The sequence below is a fragment of the Staphylococcus sp. EG-SA-2 genome (assembly GCF_017152085.1).
In genome coordinates this window covers 1-2622 of record NZ_JACYHC010000604.1, presented here as the reverse complement: position 1 = coordinate 2622, position 2622 = coordinate 1, and the positions used below count along the sequence as shown (strand labels likewise).

Annotated in this window: 4 protein-coding genes; 1 reads left to right on the top strand and 3 read right to left on the bottom strand. The window is 28.5% G+C overall.

The genetic code is table 11. From position 1 onward, the window contains the following. Nucleotides 1-147 precede the first annotated feature (147 nt). On the top strand, nucleotides 148-438 hold the full coding sequence (locus IDG60_RS10775; protein ID WP_001795266.1) for a hypothetical protein: 291 nt from the start codon (nucleotides 148-150) through the stop codon (nucleotides 436-438). 87 nt (nucleotides 439-525) lie between these two features. Here IDG60_RS10775 and IDG60_RS10770 read toward each other — a convergent pair whose 3' ends face one another. The 3 genes from IDG60_RS10770 to IDG60_RS10760 form a co-directional block, all read right to left on the bottom strand. Further along, on the bottom strand, nucleotides 526-1167 hold the full coding sequence (locus IDG60_RS10770) for an ABC transporter ATP-binding protein (protein ID WP_206160685.1): 642 nt from the start codon (nucleotides 1165-1167) through the stop codon (nucleotides 526-528). Beyond that, nucleotides 1164-1484 carry a YxeA family protein gene (locus IDG60_RS10765; protein ID WP_000668628.1) on the bottom strand — a complete coding sequence of 107 codons (321 nt, stop codon included), beginning with the start codon at nucleotides 1482-1484 and terminating at the stop codon, nucleotides 1164-1166. The genes IDG60_RS10770 and IDG60_RS10765 overlap by 4 nt, the downstream gene beginning before the upstream one ends. Nucleotides 1485-1486: 2 nt before the next feature. After that, the coding region (locus tag IDG60_RS10760; RefSeq protein WP_206160684.1) for a DUF1430 domain-containing protein at nucleotides 1487-2622 on the bottom strand (1136 nt) is incomplete at its 5' end.

Sequence of the window (2622 nt, the reverse complement as noted above, 5' to 3'; positions counted from 1 at the left end):
TCTCTATACAGATGGTATAACTACACTCGTTCCACTTATAAGGATTGTTACGTCATAATTATGTTTACGAAAGATAAGCCAATTCAATTTAATTTCAAATTCTTCTACCGCACAATTTAATTTTATTGTATGATGTATTTAAAATGATTGTTTTACGCATGTCATTTTAAAATGAAAATTGGAGGTGTAATTTTGACTAGAACTTATAATATTATTGGTATCCTTTCTTGTCTTATATCTTTTATTATTATGGCGTTACCAATGATTTGGTACACAGCTTCAGCATTATGGTTCTTCCCAGGTGCAATCATGATATTGTTGTTATCTTTAGTCATTGTTTTTTGCTATATTAAAACGAAAAATCAATTACATTTATTACTAATCGTATTAAATATTATTATATTGCTTTTTTTCAGTTTACCGTTGTTACTTTCATAACTTAGTAACACATTATAAAAGCCAATCAAACGGAGTGTTGAAGTCAACATTTCCCATTGATTGGCTTTTAATTTTATCTTTTGGATATCACATAGATGCTACTTTACTATACTGTTCTAAATCTATTATTTCGTCACATTGATTTGCAATAGCCATATCATGTGTTGCTAAAATCAGCACTTTATTTTCATCGACCAAATCAAATAATGATTGAATAATCATCTGTCCTGTTTTAGGATCTAACGCACCCGTTGGTTCATCAGCTAACATAACAATCGGATCTTTTAACATCATTCTAATTAAAGCGACACGTTGTTGTTCACCTCCACTTAGCGTATGAACTTTTCTTTTTAAACTGTTTGACAGACCAAACTGTTCTATATAACGTATCTTTAATTGTTCTTTTTCTTTCTTACTTATTTTTTTATATGCTAATCCAATATCTAAATTTTCATTTACTGTCAAATTATCGATTAATCCATAATTTTGAAATAAATATCCTAATTTATCTCTGTAAAAATTAGATTTAAATTGTTCTAATTGACCATTAAAATAGACATATTGTTTCCCCGTTTTTTCAAGTCCAGCAATAGTATTTAATAATGTAGATTTACCGCATCCACTTTTACCAATAAGTGCATATGATTTTCCACATTGAAATTTCAAATTAAGTTTCTTCAAAATATGTGTATTACCTTTTTGTATGGTTAAATCTTTTAATTCTATCATTCTTGTCTTACCTCTTTTGGTGTATCCTCTTTTTCAACATATGTGATCGATATGACATATTGCCCTTTATGCTTTATTTCGACATACGTTCTACTAGGTGAAAATCCATTAAATGTTAATTTATAATCAAGCTTTTCCCCTCTTTCACTATAAGCCGTAATATTAACATATTGTTGCGTACCTTTTGGCACTTTGGCATAACTATACTCCGTTTTTAAGAAAGGATTAAAACGATCAAGTATAGGATGATGTATGATTGTAAAAGCAATAGTAATGGATACGATTAATCCTAATAATATTGCAATGATAAATTTCATAGTTAAAACTCCTTGATAACTTCATTAAAACGTCGGCCATGATAGTATAGGCTGCAAATCTGCAATAATATTTGAACGACAAGAATCGTTGCAAATATCATCATTATATACTGAGAATGTAAAATTACATTCGTCAATATTCCAATAAAAACAACAACTATATTATTTATTAATAAGTATTGGTAATTGGCTCTTAATGTTGAATAACCATATAGCTTTTTGATTACGAGTAATTTTCGATGCTGTTCAAAATAATATTTCACATCAAATAAAATAATAATTATTAAAATGATTGCGATAATGATTTGTGAAAAGTTGAGTACTGTTAATTTCAAATTGTTTTCATGATACATTTCCATCACGCTATCTTTATAATTGGTTATTCCACTGATTTCCCCATCAAGATGATAATTTTCAATATTTTTTACTAGCGCGTCATAATTTTTGAATAAATACCCGCCTTGACTGATCATGGCATAATAAAAATCATTCGATAAATCTGATGCCTGAACATTCACAATGATTGGCGCCTCTATAAATGACAAATGGCGACTATCTCGTGCATCAAATGTAAAAATTCGATAATCATTTTTGTTGATAAACTGTATAGATAACTTACTCTCTTTATTATTTTTATTTTGTACAAATTCAAACCATGAATGATATGCTTGATTGATTTCATTACGCATTGCATGAAACTTTTGTGGAATAATTACTTCGACATTATTTTTTTGATTTTTTATTGGAATATCAGGTTGAAACTGCTTGTGATAAATCGACCAAAACTGATTATTTACTAATATTACATTCCCCTCATCAGGTGAAAAGTTGTCATTGTCAACGGAGTCACCCTTTGGTTTGAATAAAATCGCATTATTTTCTGCTTCACTAGCCTTTACTAATTGTTCTGATCGCACCATATTATCAATCAAACTTTGTTTTGTTTCGTGATAAGGTGCAAATTCAATCGTGTAATAATCATCTAATACATTCCAATATTTCTCAGTTTCTTTTATTTTATTCAAATCTTTAATAACACTAGTATTTTCTATCATTACACTAGCTATTAGTACTAAGAGAATACTTTTACAAACTGTATTAATAAAACGAATTGTTTTAAAGTGCTGCTTACCTTTAA

What these genes read in the sequence shown, in the direction of transcription:
- IDG60_RS10770 (WP_206160685.1), bottom strand. Translation starts at nt 1,167, where the DNA reads ATGATAGAATTAAAAGATTTAACCATACAAAAAGGTAATACACATATT.
- IDG60_RS10765 (WP_000668628.1), bottom strand. Translation starts at nt 1,484, where the DNA reads ATGAAATTTATCATTGCAATATTATTAGGATTAATCGTATCCATTACT.